General features: G+C 57.2%; 22 protein-coding genes and 1 tRNA gene. 14 read left to right on the plus strand and 9 right to left on the minus strand.

Annotated elements, in window-relative coordinates:
* The first annotated feature begins 33 nt into the window (after nt 1-33).
* From ftsZ to VO84_RS01380, 3 genes are all read left to right on the plus strand, one after another.
* A complete protein-coding gene (gene ftsZ, locus VO84_RS01370) occupies nt 34-1,557 on the plus strand; it encodes a cell division protein FtsZ (RefSeq protein ID WP_058185476.1) in 1,524 nt (507 codons plus the stop codon).
* Between the two features lie 496 nt (nt 1,558-2,053).
* A complete protein-coding gene (locus VO84_RS01375; protein WP_082661599.1) occupies nt 2,054-3,331 on the plus strand; it encodes a penicillin-binding transpeptidase domain-containing protein in 1,278 nt (425 codons plus the stop codon).
* 186 nt (nt 3,332-3,517) lie between these two features.
* The gene (locus tag VO84_RS01380; protein ID WP_058185478.1) at nt 3,518-4,516 is read left to right on the plus strand and encodes a VTT domain-containing protein; all 999 of its coding nucleotides are present in this window, start codon (nt 3,518-3,520) and stop codon (nt 4,514-4,516) included.
* A 12-nt stretch (nt 4,517-4,528) separates the two neighbouring features.
* On the opposite strand, the gene VO84_RS01385 is transcribed toward VO84_RS01380, so the two are convergent.
* From VO84_RS01385 to VO84_RS01405, 5 genes are all read right to left on the minus strand, one after another.
* A complete protein-coding gene (locus VO84_RS01385; RefSeq protein WP_058185479.1) occupies nt 4,529-5,182 on the minus strand; it encodes a hypothetical protein in 654 nt (217 codons plus the stop codon).
* Nucleotides 5,179-5,682 carry a crossover junction endodeoxyribonuclease RuvC gene (gene ruvC, locus VO84_RS01390; RefSeq protein WP_058185577.1) on the minus strand — a complete coding sequence of 168 codons (504 nt, stop codon included), beginning with the start codon at nt 5,680-5,682 and terminating at the stop codon, nt 5,179-5,181. Before ruvC ends, VO84_RS01385 begins: the two co-directional genes overlap by 4 nt.
* 43 nt (nt 5,683-5,725) lie before the next feature.
* Nucleotides 5,726-6,076: an ArsR/SmtB family transcription factor gene (locus tag VO84_RS01395; protein WP_058185480.1), complete on the minus strand. Its 351-nt coding sequence runs from the start codon at nt 6,074-6,076 to the stop codon at nt 5,726-5,728.
* A gap of 2 nt (nt 6,077-6,078) precedes the next feature.
* The gene (locus tag VO84_RS01400) at nt 6,079-6,561 is read right to left on the minus strand and encodes an SRPBCC domain-containing protein (protein WP_058185481.1); all 483 of its coding nucleotides are present in this window, start codon (nt 6,559-6,561) and stop codon (nt 6,079-6,081) included.
* Nucleotides 6,562-6,768: 207 nt separating this feature from the next.
* Nucleotides 6,769-7,833 (minus strand): G1 family glutamic endopeptidase, encoded by a 1,065-nt coding sequence (locus VO84_RS01405; RefSeq protein ID WP_058185482.1) that lies wholly within the window; start codon nt 7,831-7,833, stop codon nt 6,769-6,771.
* A 460-nt stretch (nt 7,834-8,293) separates the two neighbouring features.
* On the opposite strand from VO84_RS01405, the gene rplM reads away from it, so the two are divergent.
* The 10 genes from rplM to VO84_RS01455 all read left to right on the plus strand — a co-directional run bounded on the left by rplM (nt 8,294) and on the right by VO84_RS01455 (nt 18,282).
* Nucleotides 8,294-8,725, plus strand: a complete 432-nt coding sequence (gene rplM / locus VO84_RS01410) for a 50S ribosomal protein L13 (protein WP_058185483.1) — start codon at nt 8,294-8,296, stop codon at nt 8,723-8,725.
* A 55-nt stretch (nt 8,726-8,780) separates the two neighbouring features.
* Nucleotides 8,781-9,176, plus strand: a complete 396-nt coding sequence (gene rpsI / locus VO84_RS01415) for a 30S ribosomal protein S9 (protein WP_058185484.1) — start codon at nt 8,781-8,783, stop codon at nt 9,174-9,176.
* Between the two features lie 164 nt (nt 9,177-9,340).
* The gene (rpsB, locus tag VO84_RS01420; protein ID WP_058185485.1) at nt 9,341-10,204 is read left to right on the plus strand and encodes a 30S ribosomal protein S2; all 864 of its coding nucleotides are present in this window, start codon (nt 9,341-9,343) and stop codon (nt 10,202-10,204) included.
* A 133-nt stretch (nt 10,205-10,337) separates the two neighbouring features.
* A complete protein-coding gene (locus VO84_RS01425; protein WP_058185486.1) occupies nt 10,338-10,994 on the plus strand; it encodes a translation elongation factor Ts in 657 nt (218 codons plus the stop codon).
* Nucleotides 10,995-11,148: 154 nt separating this feature from the next.
* Nucleotides 11,149-11,631 (plus strand): hypothetical protein, encoded by a 483-nt coding sequence (locus VO84_RS01430; RefSeq protein WP_058185487.1) that lies wholly within the window; start codon nt 11,149-11,151, stop codon nt 11,629-11,631.
* Nucleotides 11,632-11,712: 81 nt separating this feature from the next.
* The gene (pyrH, locus tag VO84_RS01435) at nt 11,713-12,417 is read left to right on the plus strand and encodes a UMP kinase (RefSeq protein ID WP_058185488.1); all 705 of its coding nucleotides are present in this window, start codon (nt 11,713-11,715) and stop codon (nt 12,415-12,417) included.
* 113 nt (nt 12,418-12,530) lie between these two features.
* On the plus strand, nt 12,531-13,685 hold the full coding sequence (locus VO84_RS01440; RefSeq protein ID WP_231737737.1) for an acyltransferase family protein: 1,155 nt from the start codon (nt 12,531-12,533) through the stop codon (nt 13,683-13,685).
* A 42-nt stretch (nt 13,686-13,727) separates the two neighbouring features.
* Complete coding sequence (locus VO84_RS01445; RefSeq protein ID WP_058185490.1) at nt 13,728-16,046, plus strand: GH92 family glycosyl hydrolase; 2,319 nt, start codon at nt 13,728-13,730, stop codon at nt 16,044-16,046.
* An 8-nt stretch (nt 16,047-16,054) separates the two neighbouring features.
* The gene (locus VO84_RS01450; protein WP_058185491.1) at nt 16,055-17,509 is read left to right on the plus strand and encodes a glycoside hydrolase family 125 protein; all 1,455 of its coding nucleotides are present in this window, start codon (nt 16,055-16,057) and stop codon (nt 17,507-17,509) included.
* 53 nt (nt 17,510-17,562) lie between these two features.
* A complete protein-coding gene (locus VO84_RS01455) occupies nt 17,563-18,282 on the plus strand; it encodes a DUF899 family protein (RefSeq protein WP_058185492.1) in 720 nt (239 codons plus the stop codon).
* 144 nt (nt 18,283-18,426) lie between these two features.
* On the opposite strand, the gene VO84_RS01460 is transcribed toward VO84_RS01455, so the two are convergent.
* The 4 genes from VO84_RS01460 to VO84_RS01480 all read right to left on the minus strand — a co-directional run bounded on the left by VO84_RS01460 (nt 18,427) and on the right by VO84_RS01480 (nt 21,441).
* Nucleotides 18,427-18,615: a hypothetical protein gene (locus VO84_RS01460; protein ID WP_157439657.1), complete on the minus strand. Its 189-nt coding sequence runs from the start codon at nt 18,613-18,615 to the stop codon at nt 18,427-18,429.
* A 69-nt stretch (nt 18,616-18,684) separates the two neighbouring features.
* Nucleotides 18,685-19,575, minus strand: a complete 891-nt coding sequence (locus VO84_RS01465; protein ID WP_058185494.1) for a hypothetical protein — start codon at nt 19,573-19,575, stop codon at nt 18,685-18,687.
* Between the two features lie 1,103 nt (nt 19,576-20,678).
* Complete coding sequence (locus VO84_RS23250) at nt 20,679-20,993, minus strand: SOS response-associated peptidase family protein (RefSeq protein ID WP_408033301.1); 315 nt, start codon at nt 20,991-20,993, stop codon at nt 20,679-20,681.
* Nucleotides 20,994-21,351: 358 nt separating this feature from the next.
* Nucleotides 21,352-21,441 (minus strand) — tRNA-Ser (locus VO84_RS01480).
* Nucleotides 21,442-21,627: 186 nt separating this feature from the next.
* On the opposite strand from VO84_RS01480, the gene galA reads away from it, so the two are divergent.
* Nucleotides 21,628-24,162 carry a beta-galactosidase GalA gene (gene galA / locus VO84_RS01485; RefSeq protein ID WP_058185497.1) on the plus strand — a complete coding sequence of 845 codons (2,535 nt, stop codon included), beginning with the start codon at nt 21,628-21,630 and terminating at the stop codon, nt 24,160-24,162.
* Nucleotides 24,163-24,243: the final 81 nt, after the last annotated feature.

Genomic DNA, 24,243 nt, shown 5'->3' on the forward strand with positions numbered 1-24,243 from the left:
AAGGGAAATACCTCACCAGGGAGGCACAGCGCTATGGATCAATTAAAAAACGAAGCAGGCGAAATGCGAATTCAGTATCACGATGAGGCGCCGCGCGGCGCTCGCATTAAGGTCATCGGTGTCGGTGGCGGTGGCGGCAATGCCGTCAACCGCATGATCCAGGCCAAAATGGAAGGCGTCGAGTTTATCGCCGCCAACACGGACGTTCAGGCTCTCAAGCTCTGCCAGGCCCCCGTCAAGCTCCAACTCGGCGTCCGCCTCACCGCCGGTCTAGGCGCAGGTGCAAATCCCGACGTGGGGCGTCGCGCTGCCCTGGAAGACTCCGAAAAGATCATCGAAGCCCTCGAAGGCGCGGACATGGTCTTCGTTACCGCTGGCCTCGGCGGCGGCACCGGCACCGGTGCGGCTCCCGTCATCGCCTCGCTTGCCAGTGAGATGGGTATCCTCACAGTCGCTGTCATCACCCAGCCCTTTGGCTTTGAAGGTAAGCGCCGTCTCCAGCAAGCTGAGCGTGGCCTCAAGGAACTGCTCGAGAGTGTCGACACCATGATCGTCATCCCCAACGAGAAGCTCCTCGCAGTCGCCAAAGACGCCGGCTTCTTCGAGAGCTTCCGCATCGCCGATGACGTCCTCCGTCAGGGTGTACAGGGCATCTCGGACATCATCACTATCCCCGGCATTATCAACCGCGACTTCGCCGACGTAAAAACCACCATGGCCGGCATGGGACACGCCGTCATGGGTACCGCGGTTCGCTCCGGTGAAAATCGTGCCGTCGAAGCCGCACAGGCAGCCATGGCATCGCCGATGCTTGAACAGGGCGCCATCGACGGCGCACGCGGCATTCTCATCAACATCACGGGATCGAGTGCTTTAAAGCTCTCGGAAGTCAACGCTGCATCATCGTTGATCGAATCCTCCGCGCATGAAGACGCAAACATCATCTTCGGTGCAGTGCTCGACGAACGTATGGGCGACGAGGTGAAAATCACCGTGATCGCCACCGGTTTCAAGGACCAGATGCCCGAGCGCCGTGCCCGCATGTTGAGCGTCGATGAAACTCCCATTCTCTCTGTGCCCGTCGTTGCGCCCGATAACTGGCTCCGGGAGTCTGCGCAGGCCAGTGCACCCGCGCGCATCGAAAAGGCGGCGTCCAGCACCGAGCCCGTTCTGGTTCCTGAACCAGAGCCGGAGCTCGTTATGGCTCACGCTCACATTGCCGAGCCGTCCCGCCCGCGCTTCATGAGCGAGGATGAGGAAGAAGATCTGGTCCCCGCAATGCATATGCCGGCAATAGTCCACGCGATCCATGAATCCGAACCGGAAATCTCCATGCACATGGAAGAGGCGTCATTTCTGGAGTCGGTCGCAGCAGCACCCAAATTCGCCGAAATGGCCGAACCTCACATCTCGCAACCCAACGGCAACGGCCTGAACCATACCTCAGCCCTCGAAGAACGCCGGCCATTGCCGACTGGCGGCCTTTTTGAAGAAAACGCGGACCGCGATCGAGATCTCGAGGTCCCCACCTTTATGCGCCGCTCGCCACTTTTTTAGGTGCAGCGCAAACAGCTTTTTGTGACCGCAACATGTGGCAAAAAATCGGTTTATATCCGATAATGAGAAGAACGCCTGAATAATCTTCCGATCACGGATTGCTCGACTGGCACCGAACGCGCAGGTCATACTTTTTAAGGAACTTCGGCGCGTTTTAGTCAATTTTCAGGCTTGCATAGAAGCCCGCGCACTGTATAGTGCTTCTATCCAGCCAATTGATTCGCTTTTGAGTGCCAAAGCAAGAAAAACGCAAGGAAACTGAAAGCCTTTACACCAGCTAAGTGTTTTGTTTGGCATTTCAGATAACTTGCTACCCGCTGAATGTGTCGTTTTGGGAACGTTTTGGGCTGCCGGCGCACTATCTGGCAGTAGAGCTGAAAGGTTTTGCGGTTCGGCTATGAAAATAGTCCGCTGCAAGCCGATAACTGGAACAAGCCGGCGCATGTGAGCAGCGCGGGATGGTTCGGAACTCGATTTTTTACAGAGGTTGCTCCGGATGAGGATTTCTCACACCACGTTGTTTCTGGGTTTTGCCGCATGCAGCGCCGCTGCCGCGCTTGCGCTCAACACCCCGCATACGCTACACCACAGCAAAACTCCTCATCTCCAGGAGCCTCATAGTACGGCTCTTCACGGCACAGCGCATCGCGCCGAATCTCATGCTCCGGCCGTTGCCGCACATCCTGCCGCCAGAGCCTCTGCTCATGTTACCGTCCGTTCTGCACATGGCAGTGTTGCTCTTCGCGCCGCCAGCCTGCATTCCACCCATCGCGTCTACGAGCGTTTTACTGGCAACTCCTTCGCCACCTCCGATATTTTTGCGGCTGATGTTACTACCGGCGAAGATCCCGTTGTTCGCCAGGCAGCCATTGACGCCCTCGGAGGCATGAATGGCACGGCCGTAGTTATCAATCCCGCCAGCGGCCGCGTCCTCGCCATGGTCAATCAGAAGCTCGCTCTTTCCCCCGGAGCCGAGCCCTGTTCCACCATCAAGATCACCGTCGGCATGGCTGCCCTCTCTGAGGGCATCGTCACCCGCGATACCATGGTCCAGCTCGCTGGCTTCCGCATGAACATGACCCAGGCGCTGGCCAAGAGCAACAATCTCTACTTTGAGGCACTTGGCCGCCAACTGGGATTTGAGCGCGTCGAGCACTATGCCCGCGAATTCGGCCTCGGCGAACTGGCCGGCTTCAACATCCCTGGCGAGCAGCTCGGCGTTTATCCCGATGAGCCGCTCCGTGAATCCGAAGGTGGCGTCGGCCGTATGTGCAGCTTCGGTCAGGGCGTTTCGCTCACCCCACTTCAGCTCGGCGCATATGTCGCCGCTCTTGCAAACGGCGGCACGCTCTACTATCTCCAGCATCCCACCACGCCGGAAGATGTCGCCGCGTTTGCTCCTAGAATCAAGCGCCAGCTCGACATCGCGAAGTTCATTCCGGAGCTCGAAGAAGGCATGTCCGGAGCCGTCGAGTACGGAACCGCCCGGCGCCTCCGCACCAGCTTCACGGAATTACCGGTCTTCGGCAAAACCGGCACCTGCTCTAACCTGGGCACGCGTCTCGGCTGGTTTGCATCCTTTTCGCAGTCTCCCCAGGGTGGCCTTGTCACAGTCTTCCTTCTCGAAGGCGGACGACCCACCTTCGGTCCTCGCGCCGCGGAGTTGACCGGGGCGTTCTATCGCGCTCTCTGGGATCACAACTACTTCGTCAACAAGGGCATTCAGGCAACTGTCACCGCTACTCCGTCGGTACTGGAAACTACCAACAAGTAGGGAATTCGCACTTCTTAACAGAGGCCACCCGCGCGGTGGCCTTATTCTTTGTGCCGAACCACGAGTGAACCCAATTCACTCATTGCTCATCGAATAGCAAGCGACTTCATCTAAGCTGGTGAGAGAGCTATTGCTTTTACAGTTTAGGTTGTAGTCCAATTCTTGGTGAGGTCTTGTAACCGGTTCATGGAGCTACCCCTTCACATTCTGCACGTCTACGGTTATGCGGTGCTGTTCGCGTGGGTCCTCACCGAACAGATTGGCATCCCATTGCCCGCCGCGCCGGTGCTCCTCGCAGCCGGGGCACTCTCTGCACAGCATGAGCTCAATTTCTGGCTCGTCCTCCTCGCCGCTCTCTTCGCCTGCGCCATCGCAGACAGCTCCTGGTTCTTCATTGGGCGTCGCTACGGAAGCCGCGTTGTCCGCCTCCTCTGCAAGTTTTCGCTCGAACCGATGGTCTGCGTACGCAAAACTGAAAACTCCCTCGGCGGCCGGCGCCAGCTTACGATCGTCTTCGCCAAGTTCGTTCCGGGTGTGGCCACAGTGATGCCGCCTCTTGCCGGCCGCAGCAGTATGCGCTATGCCGAGTTCATCGCTCTTGACGGGCTGGGTGCGACGATGTGGATTACGACGCTCCTAGTTCTCGGCAGGCTCTTCGGCGACGCCCTCAAACGCGATCCAAGCCTTCTTGATACCGCAGGACGTTTCTCCGGCGCGCTACTCGTCACCGGCGTCGTTGGTTTCTTCCTTTTTCGTCTCTGGCGCCGCCATCGCACGCTGCGCCGCCTTGCCGCCTCGCGTCTTGATCCCGAAGAACTCAAGCGTCACATCGATTCCGGCGAGCCCGTTTACATCATTGATCTGCGCCACCCGCTTGAACTTGCCGAAGACCCCTTCACGCTGCCCGGTGCGCGCTCCGTCGCCGCCGAAGCCATTCGCAAATGGGCGGGCGACGTCCCCCACGATACGGATGTTGTGATCTTCTGCGCCTGCCCCGGTGAAATCTCAGCCGCCAAAGCAGCTCTCGAACTCCAGAAGTACGGCATCGAACGCGTCCGCCCGCTCAAAGGCGGCTACGACGGATGGAAAAGCCTTGGTTATCCGGTCGATGCCATCCCCGGCATTGCTCCCGTTCAGCTCGTCCAGCTCGGTATAGCCCCACGCGCTGATTCTGCGCTCTCGTAGGGAATCAGGGCGTTATTGCGCTGCTTTCGCCAGCAGCTCCCGTGCTTTCCGCCGAACCCTGTCCATCAGCGCCTCATCTTCTGCAATGCGCTCCAGTTCCTCGCGGATCACGCCCACCTCGGTCGCACGTCCATCAGCCGTCATCTCGGTTAAGTTCTGCATCTCCTGGTCTAGCCCCAATCGATCGTGCTGGCGCAGCCTCTCCAACCGCGCGCCTTCGATGATCGTTGTCGCCACGGCTTCCAGCGAATCAGCCAGTTCCTGCACGGTCTTTTCCTTTGCGTAATTAAAGCTGCATGTGCCGCTGCCATCCGGCCCTGCATAGCTCAATTGCTTCTTCCCCTGGAAAGCCACTTTCGCATGGCTCTCGCAATCCATCTGGAAATAGTGCTCAGCCGCCGCAGTATCAAAAACATGCGACGCAAATGCCGCGCTCAGACGCACGTCCGTATTCAGATCCGGCGGCTCCATCCATCCCATCGAACTTTGGGTCGCACTCCCGCGCTCAGAATGAAAGTGCCCACTCCCATCCGGATGCAGTTCCAGCACCCATGTCGCCGGAATCAGTCCCGGATTGGAATACTCAATCCGCACAGAGCGTTCGGCTTGTCCCCACGCAACAGCTGCGCCTGCCAGCGCCACAGCCACCCACGCCAGCCTCTTCATCGCACCATCCCCGCAAGTGTCTGGGCCGTGTGAATGTGGCAGATCGCAATAGCCAGCGCATCGGCGGCATCTGCCGGCTCAGGCAATTCCTTCAGCCCCAGCAGCCGAGCCACCATGAACTGTACCTGTTCCTTCTTCGCCAGCCCGTAGCCCACCACGCTGGATTTGATCTTCAGCGGCGCATATTCTGCTACTGGAACTCCCGCGCACGCCGCCGCCAGTAGCGCCACGCCTCGCACCTGCCCCAGCTTCAGTGCGCTCTTCGCATTCACGGAATAGAAGACCTCTTCCACAGCCACCACGTCTGGCCGGCATCGCTCAATCTCGTTCGTCAGCTCGCGGTAAACCTGTGCCAGCCGCTCCGGCAAAGGCTTGTTCTTCGACAGCCGAATTCCGCCCATTCCCTGGCAGACTAGACGCGCCACGCGTCCGCTATCGTCGCTGTCCACCACACCAAACCCGGTAATTTCCGTACCACAGTCAATACCAAAGACCCGCATGGGGGCCAGTGTATCGCAGTGCATTACCTTCGCACTTTACACATCAACCGTCTGTCGAAGGAGCATCTTTTCCTGTATTCCCCAACATCTCGCTCAGGCTGTCCAGACGCAGCTCCCACAACGTGTGGTGATTCCGGATCCACCTTTCGAGGGCATCAAAACCACGGCGGTCAATTTGGCATGTCCTCACACGCCCAACTTTTTCTGTAGCTGCCAGTCCCGTCTCCTGCAAAATATCCAGGTGCTGAACCGCCGCCGCTACAGAGATATCCGCTGCCCGCGCCAGCTCGGTTACAGTCATTGGACGCAGCGCCAGCTGCCCCAGCAGCAAACGCCGCGTCTTGTCGCTCAGTGCAAAGAACAGCCGGTCTGTGTCGATTGGCGTCTCCGCCATCTTTATGCCTCGCCCGCTGTAACCACCGCTGTCAGCCGATCCAGCAGCGTATTCCAACCATCCTCCCGCATCTTGGGCCCGTCTGAGCCCGGCAGAAAAGCCCCCTGGTGCGTGAAGATTAACTCTGTCCCCTCCGCCGTTGGCAGCAGCTCGAAGGTCGACTGCGTCACTGAAATCCGGTGCCCGCCAATCTTCATCGTTGAAGCGATCACAACGCGCTCATTTGGCACGATTTCCTGAAACCGTCCCTCGTTCTCAAGCGGGGTTCCAGGGAAGGGCGTTTGCGGACCCATCTTGTAAACCATCCGCTGCAGGCCGCCCTCGCTAAAGTCTTGCGCGAACTCCGTCACTTCGTTCGACCTGTCCGCCGCGTACCACCGCAGCGCCTTCTCCGGATCTGAAAATGCCTCGAAGACTACCTTCGCCGGCTGCTCGAACTTCCTCTCCAGCACAAACGTGTTGTGCACTACCTTTGGCTCTGCCATGACATTTTCCCTCCTAATTTGATTTGAAAATACTTAAGCAACTGCTTAACTATTAAACTATGCGAAGAAATAGTCAATGCAAAAGTTAAGTTTTCTGTGGAAATCTTCCAAGCACACGTTCCAGCCACTGGATAGAGCTGACAGAAAAGAAAAATGGCGACGGCTGGTTGGCCGTCGCCATTTGGTTTCGTGCGTGTGTTGGATGTTTTATTCCCAGTGAGCGACGAAGGCCTCGGGGCCGACATACTCGGGATAGGAGAGGACAGTGGTACCGGGTTCCATGTCAATCGCGGTGCCGGTGGCGATGTCATAGAAGACACTGCCTTCTGTGTAGGCATAGGAATCCCAGAAGGGAACCTCTGTGTAATCCACGATCGTCGCCAGGCTGCCGCCGACGGTGGGAGCTTCCACTACCCACTCGGCTGAGTTGCCCTTTAGAGTCGTGCCCGCAGGAGCCGTGAAGCCGATTTCGACATACTGGTTTGTGCTCTCATTCACGATGTATGCGTAACCCTGAGTGGCCGAGGTGTGCCAGACTTCAACGAACATGTCGTCGCCGGGAGTTATGGGTAAGCTGGAAATGCGAACTTCTCCCAGGGGATACCACTCATACCACGCCGAGTAATAGGTCGACTTGGTCGTACCAGAGCAGTAGGCATCGAACTCGAAGCCGGCCTGCAGCACGTCGCTCGAATTGAAGCCGTCAATTCCATTCCACGCCGAGCCATAAGCCCAGCCGCCGGAGCAGCCGCTCTGTTTGGCAATCGGAACAACCATGTCGTTCACCGTGTAGTAGAACGAAGTGCTTCCGTAGGCGGTCGCGCCGCTCAGGTCAACATAGCCGCTCCAGTTCGATGAGTAGTAGGTATTGCTCGGCTGCTGCGCGAGCATGGCATTGCTCTCGGTTGCCGAGGGATTGGCCTTTGCCTTGAGCTGAGCCGGCCCATGCATAAGTGTGGTTTGCTCCAGCACAGGTGTAACGCGTGTCTGGGAGTGGGTCATGGCCTTCGCCCACGTGGCATAAGCCTTGGGCTGGAGGCTCTGATCGGGGCGCGGTGCATAGCCGTGATAGGCAAGCTCCGAGTCCGATGCCAGGAGGGGGTTAAATCCGGCCGGTGGCGCTTCAATCGTGGTAGCGCCGGGCAGGTTGGTGGTGTGCTCATTCATTTGCAGAGGGCGTTTCGGCTGGACCTGCTGGAGTGCGCTTTGTGCTATGGCCAGAGGCGCAGCGAGGGCTAGGACCGCCACCAGGGTGGACGACAGATTTTTCATGACTTTTGCTTCCTTTCGGGGAGGTATTTCGGAGGGAAGCGCTTTGAACGGGATGGCGAAGCGTTTCTACGCGAATAGTGAAAGCGCCGGCGAGAACGTTTCAATGTCCCTTAACGACAGAGAGTTGTCTCCGGAGCTTCCGTAGCCTTGAATTTCTTGACTCCAGATTCAAAATCTCGTATTCTGGAGTCCTTGTGCGGTGTTGTGCCCGGTCTGCCCAAAGCAGCGGTTTTTTCCGGGCCGCCTTCTGCCAAGTCCGTTTTTCTGACGTAGTTTAGGTGAGCGGACAGGACAGAGTCAGGAGCCCTTGCGAGGGCAAACCCCGCAGTCTCACCCCAACAGCGATGTTTGGCAGTGGGTGGAATCTTTCCCATGCGATTTGCATGGGTAACACGCTTTGCGCAATGTTTTTGACGGCCGGCGGGAGTTTCGGCCAGAAGTGTTTGAGGGAAGAAAAGAAATGTCGACCTTTGTTCCAAGCGGCAAAAATATTGACCGCAAGTGGTATGTGATTGATGCCGACGGGCAGACCTTGGGCCGCCTGGCCACCAAGGCCGCCAGCGTGCTGAGCGGCAAGCTCAACCCGAAGTACGTGCCCTACATCGATATGGGCGATCACGTCATCGTGATCAACGCCGAAAAGGTGCGCCTTACCGGCCTCAAGACCCAGACCAAGGTCTATCGCCGCTACACCGGTTTCCCCGGTGGTCTGCGCGAAGAGTCCTTCACGCGTCTGCTTGCCCGCAAGCCTGAAAAGATCCTTGAAGAAGCCATCAAGGGCATGTTGCCCAAGTCCAAGCTCGGCCGTGCCATGGGCTCCAAGCTCAAGGTCTACCGTGGCGATACGCACCCCCACCAGTCGCAGACTCCGGTCGCGATGCCGGTGGCATAACGACTAAGTGAAGGCCGTCCTGCGGAAGGTCGGCAGAGAGAGATAAGAGAAAAGAATGGCAGATCTGGTTCAGTATTACGGCACAGGCCGCCGCAAGTCGGCGATCGCCCGCGTCTTTCTGCGTCCTGGAACGGGCGAGTGGAAAGTGAACGGCAAGGCGTTCGATGTGTACTTCGTCACTGAGCAGCAGCGCGTCGCAGCCAAGCGTACCCTGGTTGTGGCCGATGTTGCTTCGAGCTTCGATGTCCTCGTGACCGTGAAATCGGGAGGCGTCGCTGCCCAGGCCGATGCGGTCAAGATGGGCTGCGCTCGCGCGCTGATCGAGTTCAATGCTGAGCTCCGCAAGACCCTCAAGGCTGAAGGTCTGCTCACCCGCGACGCTCGCGTTAAGGAACGCAAGAAGTACGGCCAGAAGGGTGCCCGTAAGCGGTTCCAGTTCAGCAAGCGCTAACGCGCTGCGGTGGTTAGTGCTTCGTTCCTCGTGGCTAGCAAGGTAGGCCCGAAAACGAATCACTAACCAAGAACCACGAATCACTGTTTTTCAATCCCCCGCGACAGCGGGTTAAATCCGGGTAACAGAAATGTAAGCCCGGATGCAATTCACAGAGGAGATCAATGGCCACGATCACAATGAAGGAGCTGCTCGAAGCGGGTGTTCACTTCGGGCATCAGACCAAGCGCTGGAACCCCAAGATGAAGGAATACATCTTCGGTGAGCGCAATGGGATCTACATCATCGACCTGCAGAAGACGCTTAAGCTCTTCAAGGATGCATCCAGGTTCGTCACGGACCTTTGCGCGGGCGGCAAGACGATTCTCTTCGTCGGCACCAAGCGCCAGGCCCAGGACGCCGTTGCGGAAGAAGCGACGCGTGCCAGCATGCCTTACATCAACCAGCGTTGGCTGGGCGGCTTGCTCACCAACTGGGTGACTGTGCAGAAATCGGTGAAGCGCCTTCAGGAACTCGATGATATGGCTACCGATGGCCGTTATGACCTCCTCACCAAGAAGGAAGTCATTCGCCTCGAGCGCGAGCGCAAGCACCTTCAGGCGAACCTCGCCGGCATCAAGAACATGAAGCGTCTGCCGGACGCCCTCTTTGTCGTCGACTCCAACAACGAGGCCATTGCCGTCAAGGAAGCCCGCAAGCTCGGCATCCCCGTTGTCGCCGTCGTGGATACCAACTGCGACCCGACCGTGGTCGACTACGTGATTCCCGGCAACGATGACGCCTTGCGCGCCATCCGCCTCTTCACCTCGAAGATTGCCGACTCCGCCGCTGAGGGCGTCAACCTCGTAGGCGATAAGGCCTTCGCCGATGAGACCGCAGACGTGATCCCGGTCGAAGAAAGCCCCGTTGAGACCGCATCCACTGAGGACTTCAACCTTGAAGCGGCCCTGGGCGGCGGTATCCGCAAGGCTCCGGCGGCCGTTGCGGCGCTGCTCGAAGAAGCAGAGGCAGCTGAAGGCGGCGTTTAATCTTTCTTGCGCGCTTCAGCGCGCATACTGAAGAGCGTGGCCGCGAGTAACAGGTGCCACGCTCTTCGTTTCTCCGCGCTTCATGCGCGGCCCACGCACACAAGATCGGAATGAGAAACGAGAAGGAAGCGAGATGACGACGGTGAGTGAGAAGATCGATGCAAAACTGGTAAAGGAACTTCGCGATAAGTCCGGCGCGCCCATGGGCGACTGCCTCAAGGCTCTTCAGGAGTCCAAGGGCGACATCGAGGAAGGATTCGTCGTGCTCCGCAAGCGTGGAATGGCTTCGGCGCAGAAGAAGGCCGCCCGCTCTACGAATGAGGGCTCCATCGGCACCTATATCCACGCTGGCGGCAAGATCGGCGTACTCCTGGAAATCAACTGCGAGAGCGATTTCGTCGCCCGCACCGAAGACTTCCAGGACCTGATGAGAGACATCTCCATGCATATCGCGGCCACCGATCCCCGCTATATCAAGCCGGAAGACGTGACCATCGAAGACCTCGAGCGCGAGAAGGAAATCTATCGCGCCCAGGCCGCCGCAACCGGCAAGCCTGCTCCAGTCGTCGAAAAAATTGTCGATGGCAAAATGGCCAAGTTCTATGAAGAGGTCTGCCTCCTTGAGCAGCCCTTCATCAAGGAACAGTCCGTCAGCATCAAGGAACTGATCGCGCAGAAGGTCGGTAAGCTCGGTGAAAACATCACTGTCCGCCGCTTCGCCCGCTTCAAGGTCGGCGCTCCTGACTGGACCGTCTCCCAGACCAAGGCCGTCGAAACCGCCGCTGAGTAAGCGGAAACCACATCCAGCCAAAAGCCCGGAGCATTGCTCCGGGCTTTTCTATTTGCATTGCGCGCAATCTTTCGCACGAAACAGCGCCATACTCTCTCGAAATTGGCTACAATTGACCCCTCCCCAAAGTCATTCTTTTTTCGGAGGTGGGCCCTTGCCGCGTTTCCGAGTTCTGGTCCTCACATTATGTACGCTCCTGTCGTGCCTGGCTGTGATCGCGGCAATCTCTGGTTGCGACACTATCCGTAACGAATGGTACAAGCAGCCGCTTCAAAGGGTGCTGCTCGAAAACAGTTTTATTGGTGACATCCCTGCACGCGCGCGTGCGACTGCCATGCACAAGGTGAATCTCTCCGGATGTCCCGGCGACTTTATCTCTGCCTATAACCAGTACATTCATGCGTGGGAAGAAGTGGCCTCCGCCGAGGATGAGAGCATAAGGTTGCAGGGCCAGACGGGGGCTGTAATCGGCGCCAGCATCGAGGCATGGCTATCGAACTCGGCCCAAACCCCTCTGAAAGATCATTCCGACGCAATGTCACAGGCGAGCAGTCACGTCAACGACGCTCATACAGATGTCGCAAAGGCCCGGCAATCTTTCGAGGATGTGACCCGAAAATATGGCCTTCAGCCTTAACCCGAGGCGCGCTCCCGTTGCACTTGTTCGCTGATCGCTTTCCGGCACGACCGCGCGGCGCTATGTCATACTCAGAGCAGCATGTATAAGCGGATCGTTCTGAAGCTCTCAGGAGAAGCCCTCGCCGGCGAGCGCGGCTTTGGCCTTAACGCCGAAAAAGTCATCGAAACCACTGCCGAAATTGCCGAGCTTCATGCACTCGGCGTCGAAGTCGCTGTAGTTGTCGGCGGCGGCAATATCTTTCGCGGGGTAGCCGAGCACGCCAAAGGCATGGATCGCGTCAGTGCGGACAATATGGGCATGCTAGCCACCATCATCAACGCAATTGCTCTGCAGGACGCTCTTGAGCAGCACGACGTCCAGTGCCGCGTTATGACTGCCGTTTTCATGAACCAGATTGCAGAGCCGTATATTCGCCGCCGCGCTGTCCGCCATCTCGAAAAGGGAAGGGTAGTCGTCTTCGCCGCCGGCATCGGCAATCCCTTCTTCTCCACAGACACAGCAGCCAGCCTGCGCGCCATGGAGATCAAGGCCGACGTCCTGCTGAAAGGCACCAAGGTCGACGGCGTTTACTCCGCCGACCCTAACCTCGATGCCACCGCCGTCAAGTACGACCAGATCACCTATATGGAAATCCTCGGCAAAGGCCTCAAGGTCATGGACCTCACCGCCGTCAGCCTCTGCAAAGACAATAATCTTCCCATGGTCATCTTCAACATGAACCAGCCGGGCAACATCAAGCGTGTCGTCATGGGGGAGAAAGTCGGCTCGCTCGTCACCGCGTAGCCGAACCAGTTGCACGGCCTGTAACCCCCCAGGCCGCGCAAAATCATTGAGCTAACTCTCTTTTCCTCCTTGCGTTTTGTATCGTGGCATCCGTCGGAGCCGTCTAATTGCTAGTGGAGATGCGTAAGCCAGACCGGCTGAATGCGTTGACCGGCCTGCGCGCCTTCGCGGCCATCAACATTGTTCTCTTTCATTTCTCCAATCCCCAGTGGTTCGGCATCTTCGCGCCCATCGTCAATGCCGGTTATGCCTCCGTCAGTTTTTTTATCCTGCTCTCCGGTTACGTCCTCGCCTACAACTATGCCTCTCGCGCTCGTAGCGGCAAACTCGACAACGTTCGCTTCTGGAAAGCCCGCTTTACCCGCATCTATCCCATCTACCTGCTCAGCCTCATCCTCGCCTGGCGCAACCTGCCCGTCGAATACGGCCAGCACACGCATCCCATGTTCTGGCTTGCAATGATCCTTGCGCCTCTGCTCCTGCAGGGCTGGGTTCCAGAGATCGCCACCTTCCTCAACACGCCCGCCTGGACCATGTCCGCCGAGTGGTTCTTCTACCTCATCTTTCCCTGGCTGGCTAAATGGAAGCTCCCCAACCGCGCGCTACCCATCGTGGGCCGCTTGCTCCTCATCTGGCTCCTGGGCCTCATCCCCGGTACGCTCTACATCATCTTCAATCCTGACCATCTCGCGCACGTCGATCGGTACAGCGAAGGCCCGTGGTTGCAGGCGCTCAAAGACACGCCCATCCCTCACCTCGCAAGCTTTGTCTTCGGCGTCATTATCGCTGGCCTCGATGAACTCATTCCCCGCGACGCCCGCAAGCGAATCCTCCTCGGCCTCTTCGGCTTCGCCGCCATATTCTTCCTGCTCTGGCTTGGCCCCGGAATCCCATACGCCATCATTCATGATGGCCTGCTCATGCCCTTCTTCGGCTGCATCGTCCTCGGTCTCTCCGGCCAGAACATCCTCTCTCGCATCCTCGGCTGGCGGCCTTTCGTCTTCGTCGGCGAATCAAGCTACTGCCTCTACCTCCTCCACTTCAACTTCTGGAATCTGATTCACGACACACATATCCTCGACCACCTCGGCATCGCATGGCTCGATCCCTGGATCAGCTACGTAACCCTCATCGCACTCGCGCTCGCAGCGCTGCATTTCGTTGAAAAGCCCGCGCAAAAGATACTGCGCCGCTGGCTCAATGCATCAGGCGAATCGGGTGAAAAGCCTGTGCAGGAGAGCGTCGAGCTTCGCATTCCACCCCCCTGATCCTGTATATAAATCTCATTGCATATTCGGAAGTTGGTTTCGATGTCCCCTATCTCTCGTCGTAGCTTTCTGCAGTCCACTGGAGCACTCTGCGCCTCCGCTGCTCTTCCACTACCCGCTTTCTCAATTCCTCAAGGAGCCGACGCAGCTGATCCACTTCGCTGGGTCGATGTCCGCATTGGAACCGGCGGCCACGGCCACTGTTTCCCTGGCGCAAGCATGCCTTTCGGAGCCGTGCAGCTAAGCCCAGACACCTACAACTCGGACTGGGACTGGTGCTCGGGCTACCACATCTCTGATGAATCCATCATGGGCTTCAGCCACACGCATCTGAGTGGCACCGGCTGCGGCGATCTCCTCGATTTCCTCGTCATGGCCGGCACTGGCCCGGTAAAGCTCATTCCCGGCCCGCGCTCCAATCCCGAACAAGGCTATCGCTCGCGCTTCTCACACTCCGATGAAGTCTCCGAGCCCGGCTACTACTCCGTGCTCCTCAAAGACCCCAACGTTCGCGCCGAGCTCACAGCAACCGAGCGTACCGGACTGCACAAATACACTTTCCCTGAGAGCAACGACGCATGGCTCATCCTCGATCTCACACATAGCTATCTCAATAACAACAGCTCCGCCGTCTACATCGCTGAGCTGAGCAAACCCGCGCCCGACACCCTCTCCGGAGGCCACGTCACCAAGGCGTGGGGAGACGGCCGTCACTGTTACTTCACGTTGCAACTTTCGCGGCAGCCAGAGAAGATCGTTTTTTACTCCAACGACAAGCCCGTCAGCACGACCTCAAAACTACAGGGCGACAATCTCAAAGCCGTTCTTCACTTCAAAACTCACGCCAACGAAGTCATCTACGTTCGCACCGGCATTTCGGGCGTAAGCGCCGAGGGCGCAGCAAACAATCTTCGCGTTGAACAGCCGGGCTGGGACTTTGACAAAACCCGCGCAGCCGCACAACGAGCCTGGCGTCAGCAACTCTCGCGCATACAGGCTGACTTCGCCACGCCCACGCAGAAGCGCATCTTCTACAGCTCGCTTTATCACATGTCGCTCGGCCCGCAGCTCTTTGACGATGCCGACGGCCAGTATCGCGGCATGGACAATAAAATCCATCAGCTCCCCGCAGGCAAGCACAATTACACTGCTTTCTCGCTCTGGGATACCTTCCGCGCCGCGCATCCCGCTTACACGCTCATCCAGATCGATCGCGTTCCCGATTTCGCCAACACGCTCATCCGCATGGCAGAGCAAAGCCCCGCAGGCATGCCCGTATGGCCTTTGCAGGGATGTGAAACCGGCACCATGACCGGCTATCACTCGGCCAGCGTCATCAGTGAAGCCATCGCCAAAGGTTTTCCCGGCATCGATACCGAAGCGGCTTACCGCGTCATGATGCGCCGCGCCATGGTCGAAAATTATCGTGGGCTCGGCTACTATCGCCAGCTTGGCTATATCCCCGCGGACTGCGAGGAAGAGTCCGTCTCAAAGACCTTTGAATACTGCTATAACGACTGGGCCATCTCGCACGTAGCAGAAAATCTCGGTCACGCGGAAGACGCTGCTCTCCTGCGTAAGCGCTCTACAAACTATCGCCGCTATTTCAACCCAGCGAGCAGCTTCATGGAGCCCAAACTCGAAAACGGCGCATGGGCCCGTCCCTTCGATCCCATCGAGATGGGCCACAGCAAGCAGTGGCACGATTACACCGAATCGAACGCCTGGCAAACCACCTTCGGTGTCATGCACGATCCTGCAGGCCTCATCGCGCTCTTCGGCGGCCGCGAGCCTTTCCTGACCAAGCTTGACGCGCTCTTCACCGTTCCCTCCACGCTGCCGCCTGACGCGCCGCCGGACATTGCCGGTATGGTCGGCCAATATGCTCACGGCAATGAGCCATCGCATCACATCGCATATCTCTTTACCTACGCCGGCGCACCATGGAAGACACAGGCCCGCGTGCGTTCGCTGCTCGACACCATGTACCACGACGATCCTGATGGAATGGCTGGCAATGAAGACGTAGGGCAGATGTCCGCATGGTTCCTCCTTTCCGCGCTCGGTTTCTACGCTGTAGATCCCGTAAGCGGCAACTACGTCGTCGGCTCGCCGCTTGTTAATCATGCCGTCGTCGAACTCGGCGCAGGCAAGCGTCTCACCATCGAAGTCAAGCGCAGCGACCCGTCGCATGCCTACGTGCAATCCTTCACGCTTAACGGCAAGCCGCAGCAGCGAGTGTGGTTCCATCACTCCGATATCGCACAAGGCGGCAGCATCGTCTTTGAGCTCGGCCCCAATCCCAATACCAGCTTCGGCGCAGCCGAAGAACTCGCCCCGCCATCACTGAAACTTGGATAAATTCCGTAATGAATAACTCCCCCCGCAATCTTTCCCGAAGAGATCTTCTTGAGCGCGGCAGCCTCGCCGCGCTCGCACCCTGTCTTCCCGGCATCGCACACGCCGCCGCTTCGCAATCAACAGCCCCGCAGTCAACAGGCGAGCGGCCATCAGCAGCCGATCGCCGTTTCCACTCGGAAGCAGTTGAGCAAACGATCAAGGAAGTCCGCGCCCGCATTGCCGATCCTGAGCTGGCGCGTCTCTTCACCAACTGCTTTCCCAACACGCTCGACACCACCGTCACCCCCGGAACCTTTGACGGCAAGCCCGACACTGTCGTTATTACGGGCGACATTGCGGCCATGTGGCAGCGCGACTCCTCCGCCCAAGTATGGCCGTACCTTCCGCTCGCCAAGCGCGATGAGCCTCTGCGCTCTCTCATCGAAGGCGTCATCCGCCGCCAGGGCCGCCACATTCTCATCGATCCCTATGCCAACGCCTTCATGGCTGACCTTAACGCGCCGCCGCTCGAATGGAGCCGTGCAGACAAGACCGACATGAAGCCCGGTGTCGGCGAGCGCAAATACGAGCTCGATTCGCTCTGCTACCCCATTCGCCTCGCACACGGCTACTGGACGCAGACCGGCGATACGAAGCCTTTTGACGCGCAGTGGCAAAAGGCCATGCAGATCGCCGTTCGTACCATGCGCGAGCAGCAGCGCAAAGGCTCGCTCGGTCCGTACCACTTCCAACGTTCCGCGCCTTCGCCCACAGAAACTCTCGGCGAAAACGGCCACGGCAATCCCGTCAATCCCGTTGGTCTCATCGTTTCCGGTTTCCGCCCATCAGACGATGCCTGCATCTTCCCATTTCTTGTACCGTCAAACCTCTTTGCAGTAACCTCGCTACGACAGCTTGCGGAAATGTCCAGCGCCATCCTGCATGACAGCGCCCTTGCGCAGAGCGCCTCATCGCTTGCCGATGAAGTGGAAACCGCTCTTCGCCAGCACGCTATGGTCTCCACGTCGCAGGGCACGATCTGGGCCTATGAAGTGGATGGCTTCGGCGGCCAGGTCCTCATGGATGACGCCAACGTCCCCAGCCTTCTCGCGCTTCCATACCTCAACAGCTCTCCCGATGCGGCACTCTACGCGCGCACTCGCGCCTTCGTCTGGTCTTCGCGCAACCCCTGGTTCTTCCGCGGCACAGCAGGTGAGGGAATTGGCGGCCCTCATGAAGGCGCAAACATGATCTGGCCCATGTCTCAGACCATCTATGCACTCACCAGCAACTCCGCTGCCGAAATTCGTTCCGCACTCCGCATGATCAAGCTCTCCTCAGCCGGCACCGGCTTCATCCACGAGAGCTACTTTAAAGACGATCCCAAAAACTTCACGCGTACATGGTTTGCCTGGGCCAACACACTCTTCGGCGAGCTCGTCATCACCCTGGCTCGCACGCATCCTGAGTTATTGAACACTTGAACGGCGCTAACGTCGATCTTAAGCGTCGTCTATTAAGAAGTCGGGAGAATCGAATGGCCGAAAACTCCACCCTCATTCCGGCAGCAGAACTCGCGGCGAAGAATAAAGCGCAGCTTCCCAACGAGAGTCCCGAATATCGCTTGGCCCGCAACGCGCTCCTCGCTGAGGAAATCGAGCTCCGGCGACACATTGAGCGCGTCGCCGCTCTCCGGCGCACCCTCCCTCCGGGGGGTAAAGTTCTCGAAGACTATGCCTTTCAAGGCCCCAATGGCGTAGTCCATCTCTCCCAGCTCTTCGGCGATAAAGACACTCTCGTTATCTACAGCATGATGTTTGGCCCGCAACGCGAGCGAGCATGTCCCATGTGCACCGCCATGCTCACCTCATGGGATGGAACTGCCAGAAACCTGCGTGAACGTGTCGCTCTTGCTATCACCGCACGCTCTCCGATTGAGCGCCTTCTCGACTTCAAACAGGAACGTGGCTGGCAAAACCTGCAACTTTACTCAGATACCCAGGGCGACTACACCCGAGCGTATGTCGACTCCGGCGACGGCGACATGCCGGGCCTCAGCATCTTCACTCGCCGTGATGGTATCGTTCACCACTTCTGGAGCGGAGAGATGAGCGGTGAGATGGCAGATCCCGGCCAGGACCCACGCGGAGCACCCGATCTAGATCCCTTATGGACGATCCTCGACCTGACACCTGCAGGCCGAGGATCCACCTGGTACCCAAAGCTTGAATACACCAGCCTCACAACAATTAAGTAGTCTAGAAGCTGTGATGGAAGAGTTCCATGCGGCGGACGGATCGATCTTGGGTCTGGAGATGTATCCGACGAAGTGAGCGGTTGGGATTGAGGAGCGACGTTCTCCTCAATCCCAACTTGATTCCGTTACCGTAAGACACACGGGTTATGGAAGCTTTTCAATTTCATCCCGTAATGGCTTGTAATTGGACGCGATTGTTTGTTTGGCTACACTCATGGCGTCTGCTGCTTGGTAGGGGCTAAGACCGGGTACTCGGTTAGACATTACAATCTGAGCCGCTCGTAGTTCTTCTAACTCATCGACAATTTTAAGCAAAACGTCTTTGGTAGGCATGTTGATTCCTTTCACTCTCCGAGGTGTTATGCGCAGGATACACCCGTCAGTCATGATTGAATTTTGCGATCAAGTTTCGAGGTTGGCATCCGGTGGGCCGCTCTTGTCCCAATGATCCCATCCAATAGTCGGACCAGGTGGCCTAGGTTTCCACGTGTAACAGAAACTGGTGACATGAATCCTATCCATGAAGTCCTTGTATTCGATGTATCCATAAAAGTGTATGAACGACTGGCTGTGACCAATGCGATCAATCTCATATTGGTCAAACTTTCTATAGAGCCGGGTTGAGCAATTAAAGGTATCTGAGTTGGCCGGAATTACTGAGGGGATATTAAACATCGCTTTAGTCTTCAGCCAGGACGGAGCTTTGAAAGCAGGCGGCTCTGCCGAATCCGTGAGCATAAAATCTGCTGTGCTGCTTTCGTGAAATGAAACAGTTGCACCATGATAGATAACCTTGAACTCAACAACTTGAGTCATGACTTCTACTTTCTTGATGTCAAATGGCAAGACTTCAACGAACATCCTGCCACGTTCCTTGTTGATGAGTAGATCAACGTTTTCCTTGGCAGCGTCTGCGCTCTTCTTTGCTACTGCAACAGAATCGCTCAGTGTTTTTGTCTGAAGTCTCATTGTGTTGAGGGTGCGCCGCATGATGATTCGCTGGTGTCGCATCTCGCTCGCCTGTTTTCGCAGGAATACAAGAGTGCAGACTCCGACAGAAACACCCCCAATGCCGACGACACCAAGAACGATGCTGATTACGAACGCAGTAATATCGTAAGCATCCCTAGTGGGAGCATGGATAACTGTCACATCGGCCTGAATGTGTTGCTGGTCGTTGGATTTAAGGGGTGCGCCTGGCTGCTGTTGAGCTTCGGCCTGTAATTTGTCGGAACAGTAATAGGCGCAGACTATCGTCAGCACAATCCCGAACTTCATTAAACCTTTGAGCATGATGGCGAAAATGTATCACAGGTACATCGACATGACGCTAGTCAAAAAGTGAACCTTGCGCTACAGGTTCAACCACATTCGTCTCTGTCTTTTCCGGGAAAACTCACAACAGATAACACTAAAAGTGCATCCACGTTTCATTTCGTCCCTGCTAATGTGGCTTGGGGGAGTCATGGAACTACGGGCCATTCTTAAGGAAATAGACAAAGAAATCGCACTCTTACAACACGCTCGCGCCTTGCTCACTGAGAGCGCGAAGCCATCACTCAAAGCTGCCAAACGAAAGAGGAGAAGTCCAGAGGTCCGTAAGCGCATGGCGGACGCACAGCGTAAGCGATGGGCAGGCACGAAGTACAGCCAAAAAGCATAGAAAGCCCCGACATCTTTTTATATCCGGCTGGCGACCTCTACTGACGCCGGGATTGTGGCCCTTGAACGAGATTGCTCAGAAACGTTTTGGCTGCGCGACTAAGATTCCGCTATAAGGCAAGATCAAACGGCGGAAGGGTGTAAATGAGCAAATATGCAGAGTTGCAGGTTTCGACTGATGGCGAATACGTCAGCCTATTGATGAAATCCTTTGTTGTTTTCGAGAGCCTACAACTGGCTTGGGAGGTAAAGACTAAACATAACCTCGAAGGCCCGGACACGGGGGAGGCGGTCATACTTAGGGGAGAGCCTATGCGGATCACAGGTATTTGGGAGAAGGATGTAGCACATGACCCCTCACACCTAAATATCTGCCTAACCGCATTCCTCGAACGCGCGCGTCCAGCGAATACATAGATAAGACTTTTTAGGGATAAAGCACGGCTGCTAGTCGAACAACCCCGGCGAATCATGTGGACGTTGCGGACAGTGAGCAAAATTGCTCAGAAGCATTGGTGCAACGCGGTTACGATTCTGCTGCAAGCCCAAAAATCTAGCAGCGGAGGGACACGCGATGTCATCTGACGTGAAGTTCCATCACAGACAGAACAACTTTGGAGGCCATGATTCTATTTGTACTGCGTGCCTTGTGACGGTGGCATGTGTAGAGGATGAATCGGAGTTTGCTTACCGTGAATCCCAGCACGTCTGTGATTCGATCAATTTGTACTGGGCTAGTCAAGACCGTCTGTCTGTACTTGTGGCGGATGAAGAAGCCGCGGCCCATTCCCTTTCAGCGGTGAAACTCTCCAGGCCTTCATAGTCTCTGCATCTGGAGTTCTCAAGAGGTCAACCGGCAACTGCACAGGGTCCGACGGCGCTAACCATCGATCGTGATCCTTGCGCTCTATGATGTGCGGACTGCGATTGTGAAATGGCTCGAGCACTTCGTTAAGATTCGACCGTAACGATTGCAAAGCTATCAATGATTGTCTGCTCGTCTCTACTCTTCCACCGATCCATAGGGCACCAAAGGGGAACAGGCGCAAATTCTTCCAGACGAGTCAACCTGTGAAGCGGTACTCTCTCGAATCGCCGACACGGAAACCGCGCGGAATAGCGGTGGATTTATAGAGTCCTACAAAGCATTCATGTCGATAGCGTCCCACCATATATCCCACCATATAACTGTGTTTGCTGCACTGCTACCGGCACTGACGCAGTTGCTTTCGGGCAACTGACTCCAGCCATTGTCATGCATTCTCATGCGCCCTGCATTGTGTCATGCAAAACACGCCAAACACGCTAAATTCGCGGGATTCCATAGCCTATTAGGCAATACGGTATTTCTGTATGTTCAATGATTTCAATAATTTGTCAATGGAATGAATGAGATAGAGAGCGTTATGGCGGAGAGACTGGGATTCGAACCCAGGTTAGAGTTTCCCCTAAACACGCTTTCCAAGCGTGCGCCTTCAGCCACTCGGCCATCTCTCCAGGAAACAATTCGTCTATATGAATTTAACACAATCTGACATCCCTCATGCTGCCCCGAAAACTCTTGGCTGAAACCGTTTACTCGCACTCGCCCACTCGTTTATAGTTGCCCCTTGCTTGCAATCTCGCCTTATCTGCACGCTTTGTATGCGTACTTATCTCAGACCTGAACTTGTGAGGGAATCTATGGCTGGCATCTCGCGTCGAGACATGCTCTCTGGCGGAATCGCTCTATCCGCATCTTCTATCCTCGCCCGCAATGCCTGGGCACGCACCGCCGCCGCACTGGGCCAGCTCGACGACCCCTCCGCCGCCACTCCCGCCATCGCACCCCGCGAGAAGCTTCTCTTCGACTTCGACTGGAAGTTCATCTTCGGTCATGGGTCTGACCCCGCCAAAGACCAGGGCTTCGGCACCGGTCAGGGCGACTTCTCCAAAACCGGCGAATTCGAATTCTCCAAAGTAAAACCCGACCCCAAACATTGGAAATTCGATGAATCCAAATGGCGCACCGTCAACCTGCCGCATGACTGGGCCGTCGAGCTGCCCTTTGTTCGTGACGACGAGCAAAATTCTCACGGCTTTAAGCCCCTCGGCCGCCGCTATCCTGAAACCTCCATCGGCTGGTACCGCCGCCTCTTCGACATCCCCGCATCCGACCAGGGCAAGCGCGTCGTCATCGAGTTCGACGGCGCCTTCCGCAGCGTTCTCGTCTTCGTCAACGGCTGCTTCATCGGCCGCAATGACAACGGCTACGCGCCCTTCCGCTTTGACCTCACTGACTTCCTCCACTTCGGCCAGAAGAACGCCATCGTCCTCCGCGTCGATGCCTCCTTCGGCGACGGCTGGTTCTACGAAGGCGCAGGCATCTATCGCCATATCTGGCTCACCAAGACCAGTTCCATCCACCTCGGCCAGTGGGAAAGCTACGTCCGCACCGATCTCAAAGACTCCGCGGCATCGCTCTCACTCGGCGCCATCGTTGAAAACCAATCCAAAGATTCCGCGTCGGCTCGCGTCACCTGGAAAATCCTCGACGCCAAAGGCGCAACCGTAGCGACAGCAGAATCGCCAGCACAAACCATCGCCGCCGATGGCTCCGCAACCTATACCGCCACGGCCAAGCTAACGAATCCCGCTCTCTGGTCGCCGGACTCGCCAAACCTTTACTCGGCAGTTGTTACGGTGGAGCAATCTGGTAAACCCATCGATGCCGAGCGCATTCAATTCGGCGTCCGTCACGCACTCTTCACCGCAGACAAGGGTTTCTTCCTCAACGGCCAGCCAGTCAAAATCATGGGCACCTGCAACCACCAGGACCACGCCGGCGTCGGTGCTGCTCTTCCGGATCGCCTTCAGTGGTTCCGCCTCGCCGCGCTCAAGGAAATGGGCGGAAACGCCGTCCGCACTTCGCACAACGCTCCCACGCCTGAGTGGGTCAACGCCTGTGACCACATGGGCATGATGATGATGTGCGAAACCCGCATGATGAGCTCCAATCCCGAAGGCCTCGCGCAGCTCGCCATCATGATCAAGCGCTATCGCAACTCGCCCTCCATCATCCTCTGGTCCGTCGGCAATGAGGAATGGGTTCTCCAGAGCCAGCAGCCTGACATCGGCGCAAAAATTGCCGGCACTATGGTCCGCCTCTGCCATGAGCTCGATCCCACCCGCGTAGTCTCCGCCGCCGTCAACGGCGATAACAAAGCCGGCGTCTCAGAAGCCTTCGACATCATCGGCTTCAACTACAACCTCAAGTACCCCGACGAATACCACAAGAACAATCCGAAGATGGCCGTTTACGGCTCCGAAACATCCTCCGCCATCTGCACACGCGGCGAGTACTCCACAAACAAACTCCGCAACACTGTCAACTCCTACGACGGCGTCGTCTCCTGGGGCGAAACCCCCGAAGAATGGTGGAAGTTCTACGGCACACGCGAATGGCTCGCTGGCGGCTTCGCATGGACCGGCTTCGACTATCGCGGTGAGCCCACGCCCTACGGCTGGCCTTCCGTCAACTCGCAGTTCGGCATCCTCGACATGTGCGGCTTTCCCAAGGACTACAACTTCTACTACAAGGCCTGGTGGGGAACTCAACCCTCGCTGCATATCTTTCCGCATTGGAACTGGCACGGCCGCGAAGGTGATGAGATCCCCGTCTGGGCCTACTCCAACGCCGATGAAGTCGAGTTGCTCGTCAACGGCAAGAGCCTCGGCAGCCAGAAAGTTCCGCACCTCGGGCACGTCGAATGGAAGGTTCGTTACGAGCCTGGCGTCATCGAAGCCCGCGCCAGCAAAGACGGCAAAGTTATCCTCACAGAAAAGCGCGAAACCACCGGCGATCCCGTCTCCATTCGTCTCACGGCAGACCGTACCGAGATCGACGCCGACGGCGAAGACCTAGCCATCCTCAAGGTCGAAGCTCTCGACGCTGAGGGCCGCCACGTTCCCACTGCAGATAAGAAGCTCTTCTTCAAAGTCTCGGGCGCGGGCGCGCTCATCGGCGTAGGCAATGGCGATCCCAACTGCCAGGAGAGCGACAAAGGCCCCGAGCGCTCGCTCTTCAATGGCCTCGCGCAAGTCATCCTGCAAAGCACCAAGACACCCGGCACAATCGAGATCGAAGCCGTTCAAGACGGTTGGGACGGCGGCACCCTCAAATCAGCAAAGCTCACTATCACCACAAAGCAGGTCACCCTTCGCCCGTCGGTAGCGTAGCCTCTTCGCACTACTACACAATGGGTGCCCCAGGTCCCTCGCATTTGGGGACCTGGGATGAATGCGGAGCGAAGGAGTTGC

Source organism: Occallatibacter gabretensis (genome assembly GCF_001449115.1).
GTDB lineage: Bacteria > Acidobacteriota > Terriglobia > Terriglobales > Acidobacteriaceae > Telmatobacter > Telmatobacter gabretensis.